The organism is Pseudomonas asplenii (assembly GCF_001293465.1).
GTDB lineage: Bacteria > Pseudomonadota > Gammaproteobacteria > Pseudomonadales > Pseudomonadaceae > Aquipseudomonas > Aquipseudomonas fuscovaginae_B.
In genome coordinates this window covers 193,599-206,044 of sequence record NZ_JSYZ01000001.1, presented here as the reverse complement: position 1 = coordinate 206,044, position 12,446 = coordinate 193,599, and the positions used below count along the sequence as shown (strand labels likewise).

Annotated in this window: 10 protein-coding genes and 1 pseudogene; 6 read left to right on the top strand and 5 right to left on the bottom strand. The window is 61.5% G+C overall.

What is annotated here, in order from left to right:
- Positions 1 to 360 precede the first annotated feature (360 nt).
- On the top strand, positions 361 to 1,779 hold the full coding sequence (locus PF66_RS00980) for an amino acid permease (protein ID WP_054057434.1): 1,419 nt from the start codon (positions 361 to 363) through the stop codon (positions 1,777 to 1,779).
- A 233-nt stretch (positions 1,780 to 2,012) separates the two neighbouring features.
- On the opposite strand, the pseudogene opgC reads toward PF66_RS00980, so the two are convergent.
- From opgC to PF66_RS00970, 3 genes and pseudogenes are all read right to left on the bottom strand, one after another.
- Positions 2,013 to 2,254 (bottom strand): annotated as a pseudogene (gene opgC / locus PF66_RS33350) (OpgC domain-containing protein); the annotation flags it as partial.
- Positions 2,255 to 2,256: 2 nt separating this feature from the next.
- Positions 2,257 to 3,151: OpgC domain-containing protein (locus tag PF66_RS00975; RefSeq protein WP_241494272.1), on the bottom strand; the 895-nt coding region annotated here is incomplete at its 3' end.
- Between the two features lie 212 nt (positions 3,152 to 3,363).
- Positions 3,364 to 4,206 (bottom strand): alpha/beta fold hydrolase, encoded by an 843-nt coding sequence (locus PF66_RS00970; RefSeq protein ID WP_054057436.1) that lies wholly within the window; start codon positions 4,204 to 4,206, stop codon positions 3,364 to 3,366.
- Between the two features lie 165 nt (positions 4,207 to 4,371).
- Here PF66_RS00970 and PF66_RS00965 point away from each other — a divergent pair, with 165 nt between their 5' ends.
- The 3 genes from PF66_RS00965 to PF66_RS00955 are packed head-to-tail and all read left to right on the top strand — an operon-like array spanning position 4,372 to position 7,287.
- Positions 4,372 to 4,761, top strand: a complete 390-nt coding sequence (locus PF66_RS00965) for a GtrA family protein (RefSeq protein ID WP_054057437.1) — start codon at positions 4,372 to 4,374, stop codon at positions 4,759 to 4,761.
- The gene (locus tag PF66_RS00960) at positions 4,758 to 5,729 is read left to right on the top strand and encodes a glycosyltransferase family 2 protein (protein WP_054057438.1); all 972 of its coding nucleotides are present in this window, start codon (positions 4,758 to 4,760) and stop codon (positions 5,727 to 5,729) included. The genes PF66_RS00965 and PF66_RS00960 overlap by 4 nt, the downstream gene beginning before the upstream one ends.
- A complete protein-coding gene (locus tag PF66_RS00955) occupies positions 5,722 to 7,287 on the top strand; it encodes a glycosyltransferase family 39 protein (RefSeq protein ID WP_081005904.1) in 1,566 nt (521 codons plus the stop codon). The genes PF66_RS00960 and PF66_RS00955 overlap by 8 nt, the downstream gene beginning before the upstream one ends.
- Positions 7,288 to 7,501: 214 nt before the next feature.
- On the opposite strand, the gene PF66_RS00950 is transcribed toward PF66_RS00955, so the two are convergent.
- A complete protein-coding gene (locus PF66_RS00950; RefSeq protein WP_054057440.1) occupies positions 7,502 to 9,112 on the bottom strand; it encodes an FMN-binding glutamate synthase family protein in 1,611 nt (536 codons plus the stop codon).
- Between the two features lie 33 nt (positions 9,113 to 9,145).
- Positions 9,146 to 9,946, bottom strand: a complete 801-nt coding sequence (locus tag PF66_RS00945) for a helix-turn-helix transcriptional regulator (RefSeq protein WP_054057441.1) — start codon at positions 9,944 to 9,946, stop codon at positions 9,146 to 9,148.
- A 142-nt stretch (positions 9,947 to 10,088) separates the two neighbouring features.
- On the opposite strand from PF66_RS00945, the gene PF66_RS00940 reads away from it, so the two are divergent.
- Both PF66_RS00940 and PF66_RS00935 read left to right on the top strand, forming a co-directional pair.
- On the top strand, positions 10,089 to 10,910 hold the full coding sequence (locus PF66_RS00940) for a carbon-nitrogen hydrolase family protein (protein WP_054061682.1): 822 nt from the start codon (positions 10,089 to 10,091) through the stop codon (positions 10,908 to 10,910).
- 201 nt (positions 10,911 to 11,111) lie between these two features.
- Complete coding sequence (locus PF66_RS00935; protein ID WP_054061681.1) at positions 11,112 to 12,437, top strand: APC family permease; 1,326 nt, start codon at positions 11,112 to 11,114, stop codon at positions 12,435 to 12,437.
- Positions 12,438 to 12,446 lie beyond the last annotated feature (9 nt).

The window sequence follows — 12,446 nt, the reverse complement described above, 5'->3', positions numbered from 1 at the left end:
CCCTGCAAGCCTTGGAATAGAGCTGTCCATTGGCGCAAGGTCGAAAAGGGCCGGGACATGACGCGATCTGCCCGGCGTGCCATACTCCCACGGGTTTTTCGTCCGGCCGGGCCGGCTTCTGCCAGCGAATGCACCTCTGTTTTCAGCGCTTGTGCCGAGATTTCCAGCTGAATTTTCTGATTTATAGAGTGAAAAGCCCTGCCATTGGATTCCTATACTGCATCGCCCGCTGATCCCGTCGGTTTTCCCTGCGGGACGGGCCCGCTCACGAAGCGGGTCCGCTGTCGGGAGCCCGGGCCCACTCGCCTGCCGCTCCCTTGTTCGGTGGTTCATACCCAATAACAAGATGAGGTTGTACCCATGCCAGTTGGCACCCACCTGCCCCACGGCGAGACCGCTCAAGGCGGCCCGCTCAAACGCGAACTCGGTGAACGGCACATACGGCTGATGGCGCTCGGCGCCTGTATCGGCGTCGGCCTGTTCCTCGGTTCGGCCAAGGCCATCGAAATGGCCGGTCCGGCGATCATGCTCTCCTACATCATCGGCGGCCTGGCGATCCTGGTGATCATGCGCGCCCTCGGTGAAATGGCCGTGCACAACCCGGTGGCCGGCTCCTTCAGTCGTTATGCTCAGGACTATCTCGGCCCGCTGGCGGGCTTTCTCACCGGCTGGAACTACTGGTTCCTGTGGCTGGTGACCTGCGTCGCGGAGATCACCGCGGTGGCGGTGTACATGGGGGTCTGGTTCCCCGACGTGCCACGCTGGATCTGGGCCCTGGCGGCGCTGTTGAGCATGGGCACCATCAACCTGATCGCGGTGAAGGCCTTTGGCGAGTTCGAATTCTGGTTCGCCCTGATCAAGATCGTCACCATCATCGCCATGGTGATCGGCGGTGTCGGCGTGATCGCCTTCGGCTTCGGCAACGATGGCGTGGCCCTGGGCATTTCCAACCTGTGGAGCAACGGTGGCTTCATGCCCAATGGTGTCAGCGGCGTGCTGATGTCGCTGCAGATGGTGATGTTCGCCTACCTGGGCGTGGAAATGATCGGCCTGACCGCCGGTGAGGCGCGCAACCCGCAGAAAACCATTCCCGACGCCATCGGCTCGGTGTTCTGGCGCATCCTGCTGTTCTATGTCGGCGCGTTGTTCGTGATCCTCTCGATCTACCCGTGGAACGCCATCGGCACCCAGGGCAGCCCATTCGTGATGACCTTCGAACGCCTGGGCATCAAGACCGCCGCCGGCATCATCAACTTCGTGGTGATCACCGCCGCGCTGTCGTCCTGCAACGGCGGCATCTTCAGCACCGGGCGCATGCTCTACAGCCTGGCGCAGAACGGCCAGGCACCGGCGACCTTCGCCAGGACCTCGAGCAATGGCGTGCCGCGTCGTGCGCTGCTGCTGTCGATCGCGGCCTTGCTGCTGGGCGTGCTGCTCAACTACCTGGTGCCGGAAAAGGTCTTCGTCTGGGTGACGTCCATTGCCACCTTCGGCGCGATCTGGACCTGGGCGATGATCCTGTTGGCGCAACTGAAATTCCGCAAGGGCTTGAGCCGTGCGCAGGTCGCAGGCCTGCAGTACCGCATGTGGCTGTACCCGGTCAGCTCGTACCTGGCGCTGGCGTTCCTGGTGCTGGTGGTCGGGCTGATGGCGTACTTCCCCGACACGCGCGTCGCGCTGTATGTCGGCCCGGCGTTCCTGGTGCTGCTGACGCTATTGTTCCACGTGTTCAAGCTGCAGCCGGGCAATGCCTCGCCGGCTGCGAACCCGGCGGCGTAGACCTCCGTTGAAAAGACAAGGCCCCGGTCGCATGACCGGGGCTTTTTTGTGCGCTACGAAATGTTGGGGAACCTGATGTTTCTGCGTTTTGGTTACGGACGTCTTCGCGGGCAAGCCCTGCTCCTACAAGGTAGCGTCGTATACAAGGTCTGCGAACGCCGTAAAACTGTAGGAGCAGGGCTTGCCCGCGAAGACGTCATCCGCCACACCGCCAAACCCGGCGCGCAGCCGGATCAGGCAGGAACGGCGCGCATCGGCTGGCCCAGGCGCTTGTTGAAGTCCAGCCAGGCACCGAGCAGGGCCAGCAGGCCGGCACCGACCAGCGCGGTGAAGACCTGCATGGCGACGGCATCGTCGGCCAGGGCGTTGACCATGTCCGCCAGCGGCGCCAGCAGTACGCCCAGGCAGAACACTTCCAGCGAGTAGCGACCCATGCGGCACGTCTGTTGCGCCAGCCAGTGGCGGGGGCCGGTGCNNGGGTCCAGTTGCCGGTGGGCAGCAGCTTGGCGGTGACATAGGCCAGTGCCAGGAAATGCAGCAGACGTACCGGCGACAGGTCGGTCTTGCTGATCGGGTACAGCCAGTTGCTCAGTGCGGCCGGCATGATGGCGTCATGAATCTGCGGCCAACGCCAGGAGAGGGTGATCACCCCGGCAATCAGTGAATAACCCGCCGCCGCGACGAACAGTGGCCGGCGCAGCAATGGGCGCCGGTCCGGCAGGCGTGGCCGCTGGCCGTGGATGGCCGTCGCACCGCCGAGGATGAACAGCAACTGCCAGGTGACGGGGTTGAAGTACCAGACGCCATCGCCGATTGCCGCCAGGTTCCAGCCCAGTACGGGCGCCAGCAGGTACACCGTCAGCGACACCGCGACCACCGCCAGGGGCTGGCGCAACAGCAACGGCAGCACCAGCGGCAGGCCGAGCAACAGCACGATGTACAGGGGCAGCGGGTCCATCAGGTTCGGTTTGAAGCGCAGCAGCAACTCATCCGTCAGCGCCTGTTCGGGATGGCTGACGAAATGCTGCAGGCCCATTTCCTGGATCAGGTCGCGGGTTTCCACATGGCTGTTGGCGAAGAACACGATGCCCATCAGCATCGCCAGCAGGAAGATGTGCACCACGTAGAGCACCCAGGCGCGACGCAGGATCCTCACGCAGGCGATCAGGTAGCCGTCGCGTTGCAGGATCTTGCCGTAGGCGAGGACCGCCGCGTAACCGGCGAGGAACACGAAGACCTCCGCCGCATCGCTGAAACCGATATTACGCAGGGTGATCTGGCCGAGTGGGTTGTGGGGCACGTGATCCCAGAAAATGAAGATCAGCGCCAGTCCCCGAAAGAAGTCGATGCGTGGGTCGCGTCCGTTCAGCATGGCAGCGGGCTCTGTGGGCGAATGTTGAATATGACTGCCGCGGCTGTCGGAAATTGCACTGCTTGGGCGGCGGCGCGCAGGGTGGCGCGAATCGCCGCGAATTGCAAAGGTGGGGTATTACTGAATGTCACAATTATTTGCCAGGGCGGCTGGCTTGGCCGACGGCGGATGGACGGCCCGGCCCGGGGTCGCCAGGCCGGCCGATCCAGGGGTTACTGGCCGTCGAGGAAATTCAGCAGGGCGGCGTTGAAGAAGGCCGGGTCCTGCAGGAACGCGAAGTGGCTGGCATTGGGCAGGATCAGCAGCCCGGCGCCGGGAATGGTCGCCGCCATGTACTCGGTGTTCTCACGCTTGATCGCCTCGTCGCGGTCGCCATCGACGATCAGCACCGGGGTCTTGATCTTCGCCAGATCGGCATCGCTCCAGTTCGGCTGGCTGGCCCACATATGGCTGATCTGCTCGACGAAGGCGTCGTACTCCTTCGGTGTTGGCGACAGCTTCACGTATTCCTTGCCGGCCCGTTCGATGTAGGCGGCGAAGGTCGGGTTCTTCTCGACGTTCTCCTTCACCCCGGCGGTGGTGCTGTTGGCGGCGAAGGCGAAGATCCTGCCGACGCGGCTCGGGTGACGGATCGCCAGGTCCAGGCCGAGGATCGCGCCGTCGCTCCAGCCGACGATGTCGGCCTTGGCGATCTTCAGGTGGTCGAGCACGGCGACCACGTCGTCGGCCATCAGGTCGTAGCCGTAGGGGCGGCTGTCGCGCGAGCTGCGGCCATGGCCGCGACTGTCGAGGGCGATCACCGTGTGTTTCGCCGCCAGGGCCTTGACCTGGTTGCCCCAGTAGTCGGAGTTGGCGAGGCCGCCGTGCAGCAGCACCACGGGTGAGCCGTGACCGGTGCGGGTGTAGTAGAGCTTGATGCCGTTGACGTTGGCATAGCCGCTTTGCACGCCAGCGACCGGGGCCGGGGTGGGCGGCAGGGTTTCCCAGCGTTCGGCGGCGTGGGCCAGGCTGAACGACAGCATCAGGCAAGCGGCGGCGATGAAGCGATTTCCCATGTTGATCTCCTGTTGGTGAAAGCCAGAACTCGTCTGTACCTGTTATTTCTGACAGTAGACAGACCCACCGGGCAATCCTAGTCTTGAGGAATCGCCACGCTGGTATCGCGTAGTACGTGGACGCCCATCCCGGTCGTTATCGGACGGGGTTTGTTCGGCTGCGGAATGGATGACATAGCCTTGCGTGCGCTGCCCAAGAATTTTTCGACCTATGTTTATATCGGGGTGCTCAATACCCTGATCCACGGGTGCGTCTTCCTCGCGCTGCACGGCGGCATGGCGTTCAGCCAGGCCACCAGCAACCTCTGCGCGTTCGCGGTGGCCGCTACGTTTTCCTTCCATGCCAACGCGCGCTACACCTTCAGGCAGGCGGCCTCATTGCCCCGTTACCTGGCCTTCGTCGGTTTCATGGCCGTGCTCAGTTTTACCACCGGTTGGCTGGGTGACTGGCTGACCATGCCGGGGCTGGTGACGCTGGTGGTGTTTTCGGGGGTGAGCCTGGTGCTCGGTTACTGCTATTCAAGCCAGGTGGTCTTTCGGGACAAGGCCAAATGAAGATTTCCCTGGTGGTGCCCGTGTACAACGAGGAGCAGGCCATCCCGGTGTTCTACGAGGCGGTGCGACGGGAACTGCTCGCCGAGCCGTATGAGGTCGAAATCGTTTTCGTCAACGATGGCAGTACCGATAACACCGAAAGTGTGGCCCAGTACCTGGCGTTGCGGGACAACGACACCCTGCTGATCAATTTTTCCCGCAACTTCGGCAAGGAGCCCGCCCTGTTTGCCGGCATCGAGTTTGCCAGCGGTGATGCGGTGATTCCCATCGATGTCGACCTGCAGGACCCGATCGAAGTCATTCCACGCATGATTGCCGAGTGGCAGAACGGCGCGGATGTGGTCCTGGCCAAGCGCCGCAGTCGTTCGACGGACAGTTACCTGAAACGGCAGTCGTCCATCCTTTTCTATCGGGTGATGAACAGGATTGCCTATTCGCACATAGAGGAAAACGTCGGTGATTTTCGCCTGATGGACCGCAAGGTCATCGACGTGATCAAGAAGTTGCCCGAGTACCAGTTGTTCATGAAGGGCGTGCTGTCCTGGGCCGGGTTCACTACCCGGGTCATCGAGTACGACCGGGCTCCGCGCACCCATGGCAAGAGCAAGTTCAATGGCTGGAAGCTGTGGAACCTGGCGCTGGATGGCATCACATCCTTCAGCACCTTGCCGTTGAGGTTATGGACCTATATCGGTGGTCTCATCTCGTTGGGTTCGCTGCTGTACGCGCTCTACATGGTTTCCGACAAGCTGCTGTTCGGCAATGCGGTGCCGGGTTATCCCTCCCTCATGACCGCCATTCTGTTCCTGAGTGGCGTACAGCTCATCGGCCTGGGGATACTGGGTGAATACATCGGCAGGATTTATATCGAGGCGAAACATCGGCCCAGGTATGTGGTGAAGGACATTGTTTCCACTCGGCGGGAAAAGCAACTGTCGTCGAACTACAAGTGGCAATGCAATGAGTGACCTCACGTCAACTGTCGTAACGACCATGCGCTCACGCACCTGGAGCTGGGTCGTGGTCGCGATTCTCAGCGTATCGACACTGGTACGATTTTACTTGTTGACCAACGCTTCCATATGGTCAGACGAAGGCTTTAGCCTGGAGCTGATTGCCTATCCGCTCACCGATATCTGGAAGTTAAGCGGTCGGGATGTGCATCCCCCGCTTTTTTACATGCTTCTGCATGGCTGGGTCGCTTTGATCGGCAGCAATGCGCTGATATGGACGAGAGGTTTCAGCGCCGTGCTTGGAATCGTCAACGTCGGGCTCGGCATCTGGTTGGCGCGAATGGTTTCGACACCGCGAGCGGCCATAACGGCCGGCTGGTTGCTGGCATTATTACCCATAGCGGTTCGAACCAGCCAGGATATACGCATGTATGCCTTAATGGGGGTCGAGCTGACGGGGGCCACCATCGCGCTGGTGTACTGGGTAGGCAAACCGAAAAAAAATATCTATCTGGTTATCTACGCCTTATTGATGCTGAGTGGATTGTACACGCACTATTTTTCGATTTTCTGCGCACTTTCCCACTGGTTGTATCTGTTATTGATCCGGCTACCGGCTCGTGGAGCGTATCGACATATCGAGAGCCCGAGGTGGTGGCTGGCAAATCTGATGATCGCCGTACTTTACTTGCCATGGTTATCAAGCAGCCTGGCACAGTTGAGTACATTCGGCGTGGGATGGATTCAGCCCGTTTCCAGTTATAGTTTGCCTTCGGCGATATGGAGGTTCTTGACCGTTAACGATGGGCGCGGCGGCAACACTTTGGTCTATTGGCTGGTGCCGATCCTGTATCTGGCTGGAGGAAGTGTCGTAATGTGCAAAGACCGCAGTCGACACTCAGTACAGACACTGATTGTCATCTGTGGATTTTTGACGGTGTTGGTCGTGTTCTTGTTCTCTTTCTATATCCCGGTATTTGTAGAGCGGTATCTTTTTTTTTCTGCGGTGATGATGCCTATTGTCATGGCGATGGTGTTGGATAAGCTGCGTAACCAATGGGCGTTTTTCATGGCGGTGTGCGCTTTGTCGGCGGTAGAGGTTTTGGGCTTGGGTTATCTTTATAAACAGCAGCATACCATGAACAATCCTTATGAGGTGGCGGATAATAGGCTAGTTGAATTGATGGCGTACTTTGGAGAAAAATCAATTGATGGCGATACATTGATCGTGGGTGATGCCTATCTTTTTTATGCTGGCAATTTTTATAATGATAAGCATCGGAAACTTTTGTTGTATTATTCGCCGTCGACATACGACCGTGCAAACCCCTCAGGTTTTTTTGCGCCCATGATGAAGTATGGCGATGACACTTTTGTCGAGTCTCTGGATCGTGTCGATACGTCGACAGGTCGAGTATGGTGGCTTGACTACTCCGATAAGGAATCGGATGAAGAAGCGGATATACCTCGGCGTTGGCATCAGGTCCAACAGCTATCGATGGGGGACAATGTTATGAAGTTGTATCAGATCTGTGCGAAGGCGAAAGCGGATAACTCCATCAAGTGTGAGTGAACGTATCTGGCTATCTTTTGCTTGGGCCGTGGGCTTTCACTGGATACCCTAAAAATCTCAGGAGCAACTGTGTCAGGACGAGCTGTGCCCAGGTACGCTTGTACAAGACCTGTCCACTGGCGCGAAACTGACAACCCGATGAGGCAAGGTCTACTTGTCTTGCATCGATGGGTTGCCGTTTCGTTTCATTCGAATGATTGGGGCATCGACTGATCTACGCCGCGTTCGGCTCGAAGCTATCCGCCCGGGCCATCTCCCACATGCGCGAGTAGAACTTGCCGTTGACCTCGCCGGTCAGCAGTTCGCCGGGCTTGAGGAACACGTGCAACTGCGAGAACAGCTTGATCTCGGTGGCCGACATGCGCCGTACCAGATGCTTGGCTTCCAGTTGCGAAGGATGCTGCAGCCCTGCGGCGGCGAGCATTTCGGCCAGGGCCCTGAGGGTGTTGCGGTGGAAGCTGAACACCCGCTGGGCCTTGTCCGGTACCACCAGGGCACGCTGGCGCAGCTTGTCCTGGGTGGCGACGCCGGTCGGGCACTTGTTGGTGTGGCAGCTCTGCGACTGGATGCAGCCGATGGCGAACATGAAGCCGCGCGCCGAGTTGGCCCAGTCGGCGCCGATGGCCAGCACGCTGGCGATATCGAAGGCGCTGACGATCTTGCCGCTGGCACCGAGCTTGATCTTGTCCCGCAGGTTCAGGCCGACCAGCGTGTTGTGCACGAACAGCAGGCCCTCGCGCATTGGCGAACCCATGTGATCGGTGAATTCCACCGGCGCGGCGCCAGTGCCGCCTTCCTTGCCGTCGACGACGATGAAGTCCGGGAGAATGCCGGTTTCCAGCATCGCCTTGGCGATGCCCATGAATTCCCACGGGTGACCCAGGCAGAACTTGAAGCCCACCGGCTTGCCGCCGGACAGCTCACGCAGTTGCGCGATGAAGTGCATCATCTCGATCGGCGTCGAGAAGGCGCTGTGGCTCGACGGCGATACACAATCCTCACCCATCGGTACGCCACGGGTCTCGGCGATCTCCCGGGTGACCTTGTGCTTGGGCAGGATGCCGCCGTGGCCAGGCTTGGCGCCCTGGCTCATCTTGATTTCGATCATGCGCACCTGCGGGCTCTGCGCCTGGGCGGCGAACTTCTCCGGGTCGAAGCGCCCGTCGCTGGTGCGGCAACCGAAATAGCCGCTGCCAAGTTCCCATGTCAGGTCGCCGCCATGTTCGCGGTGATAGGGGCTGATGCTGCCTTCACCGGTGTCGTGGGCGAAATTGCCGAGCTTGGCGCCCTTGTTCAGCGCGCGGATGGCGTTGGCGCTGAGGGAGCCGAAGCTCATCGCCGAGATGTTGAACACCGAGGCCGAGTACGGCTGCTTGCACTGCGGCCCGCCGACGGTCACGCGAAAACTGGCGGGGTCGCTCAACGGCGCCGGGCGCATCGAGTGGCCGATGAACTCGAAGCCTGACTCATAGACATCGATCAGCGTGCCGAAGGGCTTGTCGCCGCCTTCGTTCTTGGCCCGTGCATACACCAGCGAACGCTGGGAGCGGGAGAAGGGCAGGGCATCGCTGTCGGATTCGAGCAGGTACTGACGGATTTCCGGGCGAATGCCTTCGACCAGGTAGCGGATATTGCCGAGGATCGGATAGTTGCGGCGCACCGCGTGAGGGCTCTGCAACAGGTCGAACACCCCCAGCAGGCTCAACAGGCCGGTGGTCAGGGTGAATGGCCAGAGCCAGTCATGTTCCAGGAACGGCAGGCTGGCGAGGGTGAAGATCACGCAGCCGGCAAAGAAGGCGTAGCGGCTCAGCAGGGACAGGCTCATACGGTTTCCTTGGGTTCGGACTCATCAGGTCGGTCAGGCATTCTGCGCTTGCAGAAATATCGAGAACAGCTCGGACTGGGACTTGATGCCCAGCTTGCTGTACATGTGTTTCTTGTGGACTTTCACGGTTTCGATGGAGATTTCCAGCTTGCGGGCGATTTCCTTGCTCGAGCAGCCGCTGAGCATCAGGCGTCCGACGTCCAGTTCGCGGGCGGTCAGTTGCGCGCCCTTGAGCTGCTGCACCGAGGCTTCCAGCTGGATGCGCCAGTCGCCCTGCGGCGCAGTGGGCGGCGTGACGTTTTCCGGCAGTTGTTCGTGGGGCAGGCGTTGGCGCAACAGGCCCAGCACCCAGGGCTGGATCAGCGACAGCAGGGCGATCTGCTCGTCGCTGAAGCGGCGGGTGGAGCCCAGCGACAGGCAGAGGGTGCGGTCGTCGTCGAGCTGGCAGTTGAACTGGATCTCGTCGGCCACCACGTTCAGGCGGAAGTAGCGCTGGTAGTACTCGGTCAGTTCGAAGTGTTCCGGGGCGACCTCGGCCAGGCGGTACAGGCCGGTGCGCGACTGCTCGCGGCTGGCGATGTAGAACGGGTCCAGCAGGTACAGGCCCTTGAGGTAGTCCTGGAACAATTGATCGGGACTGCCGTCCTCGCCCGGGCATTCGGCGAAGACTTCCGGGCGGCCCTGGGCGCTGAACAGCAGGGCGACCCAACTGTCGAACGGCACGTACCGGTTGAGCAGGCGCACCAGTTGCGTCCAGAAATTGGGCCGATCCAGGGCCTCGATCATTTGCCCCACCGAACGGTGCCAGGCGATGTCATCCAGCGACAGTGTCATTCATCTACCCCTATCGAGTTACCCCGGCGGCGTGATTCCCATGGCCCGGCGCGGGTGCGCATACTGCGGCCACAGGTCATGACCGCGGACTCATTCTGCCAGTTCGGCGGGTCGCGGCGGTTGAACAGAACAAGGAATACCCATGAAAATCGAACTTGCCCAGCTCGCCGGCCGGGACAACGATACAGCTTACAACCTCGAGCGCGCCCTTGCCGCTATCGCCGCCTGCGCCGCCGATACCCGGATGATCGTGTTTCCGGAAACCCACCTGATGGGCTTCCCGTCCGCCGAGACCGTGGCCCGGGTCGCCGAGCCGCTGGACGGGCCGACCGTGCAGGCGGTGCAGCAGGCCGCCCGCGAGCGCGACCTGACGGTGGTGATCGGCATGGCCGAGAACGACAACGGCCGGTTCTACAACACCACCCTGATGATCACCCCCGAGGGCATTGCCCTGCGTTATCGCAAGACCCACCTGTGGGCCTCGGACCGTGGCGTGTTCAACCCCGGCGATGGTTATGCGACCTGCGAATGGAACGGGGTGCGGGTCGGCCTGCTGATCTGCTACGACATCGAGTTCCCGGAAACCGCCCGGGCCCTGGCGCAACTGGGTGCCGAGCTGCTGATCGTCACCAACGGCAACATGGACCCGTACGGGCCGACCCACCGCACCGCGATCATGGCCCGCGCCCAGGAAAACCAGGCCTTTGCGCTGATGGTCAACCGCGTCGGCGAGGGCGATGGCGGCCTGCTGTTCGCTGGCGGCAGTGCCCTGGTGGACCCGTTCGGGACGCTGCTCAAGGAGGCCGGGCGCGAGGAGAGCCATTTCAGCGTCGAGCTGGACCTGAGTCAGTTGGCGGCTGCCCGGCGTGACTACAGCTACCTGAACGACCAGCGCCTGCGCTTGCCGGGCGAGGTGGTCGAGCGGGCCGACGGGGTACGGGAGTTGCTGATTCCCCAGGGCTGATCCCTGCGTTGTGCGGCCGGCCCTTTCGCGGGCAGGCCCGGCTCCTGCAGCCTCCCGCGTCACCGGTAGGAGCAGGGCTTGCCCGCGAACGGAGCTACTGCGTGATCCGGCCCACGCACTCATAAGAATTTTGTGACACCGCTGCACTTTCGCCGAACTCGGCTCTGCCATAAATCCAATAACATTCGGAGTAGTCGCCTCATGGCTCGTTTGCAACGCACCCTTTCGCTGGGGTCGGTGGTGCTGTTCGGCATCGCCTACATGACGCCGATCATCGTGCTCGGCACCTTCGGTATCCTCGCCCAATCCACCGCGGGCATGGTCCCGGCCGCCTACCTTGCGGCATTGGTGGCGATGTTCTTCACCGCCATGAGCTACGGGCGCATGGCCGCCGCCTTCCCGGTGGCCGGTTCGGCCTACAGCTATGTGCGCAAGGCCATCAGCCCGAAACTCGGCTTCATCGCCGGCTGGGCGGTGTTGCTCGACTATCTGTTCCTGCCCATGGCGATCTGGCTGATCGGCGCGGCGTACTTGGGTTCGGCCTTTCCCGCCGTCCCGCAGCCGGTCTGGGTGCTGGCCTTCATCGTCATCACCAGCCTGATCAACATCGTCGGCCTGCGCCTGGCCAACGGCGTCAACTCGCTGCTGATGCTGGTGCAGTTCCTGGTGCTGGTGGCCTTCGTCGCCCTGGCGATCCACTATATCTGCGGCGACGCGAGCAAGCCCTTGTGGACCCTGGCTCCGTTCTTCAACGGTGACATGCAGATGCCGCTGGTGATGAGCGGCGCGGCCATCGCCTGCTACTCGTTCCTCGGTTTCGACGCGGTCAGCACCCTGACCGAGGAAACCCGCGATCCGCGGCGTACCATCCCGCGGGCGATCATGCTGATCACCCTGATCGGCGGGCTGATCTTCGTTGCGGTGTCGTACTTCGTGCAACTGGCCCACCCGGCATTCGTCTTCGACAACGTCGACTCGGCGGCGTACGAGATCGCCCGCAACATCGGCGGCGACCTGTTCGTCAGCCTCTTCCTGATCGGCCTGATCGTCGGCCAGTTCGCCTCGGGTTTGTCGGCCCAGGCCAGCGGTTCGCGCCTGCTCTATGCCATGGGCCGCGACGGTGTGCTGCCGAAATCGTTCTTCGGCAGCCTGAGCGAACGCTTCGGCACACCGATCAACAGCATCCTGCTCTGCGCCGTGGTGGCCTTGCTGGCGTTGAAGCTGGACGTCACCACCTCCACCTCGTTCATCAACTTCGGCGCCTTCCTGGCCTTCAGCCTGGTGAACCTGTCGGTGATCTTCCATTACTGGATCGGTGCGCAGCAGCGCGGTCTGCGCGAGCTGCTGCTGTTTCTGGTCTGCCCATCGATCGGCCTGCTGGCGGACCTGTGGCTGATGATCAGCCTCGATCACCTGGCGATCTACCTGGGCGTGAGCTGGCTGGCGATCGGCGTGGTGTACCTGGCTTTCCTCACGGGCGGCTTCCGCCAGCAGCCACCGGAGATGGATTTCCAGGAAGCCAACTGACGCGTATGG